The sequence below is a fragment of the Aliivibrio sp. A6 genome (assembly GCF_028765505.1).
Classification (GTDB): domain Bacteria; phylum Pseudomonadota; class Gammaproteobacteria; order Enterobacterales; family Vibrionaceae; genus Aliivibrio; species Aliivibrio finisterrensis_A.
Genome location: NZ_JARACR010000159.1, coordinates 1 through 281, shown reverse-complemented (window position 1 = coordinate 281; position 281 = coordinate 1). Strand labels below are relative to the sequence as shown.

Annotated in this window: 1 protein-coding gene; it reads right to left on the bottom strand. The window is 42.0% G+C overall.

Annotation, left to right across the window (positions count from 1 at the left end; translation table 11 throughout):
* The coding region (locus tag PVK70_RS19000) for a helix-turn-helix domain-containing protein (RefSeq protein WP_443111808.1) at positions 1–281 on the bottom strand (281 nt) is incomplete at both ends.

Sequence of the window (281 nt, the reverse complement as noted above, 5' to 3'; positions counted from 1 at the left end):
TTTATCGTGTGCCAATGTACTCCAGTCAGTTCTGAAATATGTTTAATCGGCAGCAAAGGCAGCAGTTGTTCAATATATTCTATCAATCGATTAGTCAGGCGTGAGTATGGTTTAAGCCAAGATATTGCTTCCGTTTTTGTACCGCATAGCGAACATGTAATGCGCCTAGTCTGAATCAAAAGTTCAACTGGAGTTCCTAATATCATAGCGTCTTTAATAGTTCGCCACTGAGTATCGTGAGTAAATTCAGAGAGTCGCCCGCAAGAGCAGAATGCTGGGGA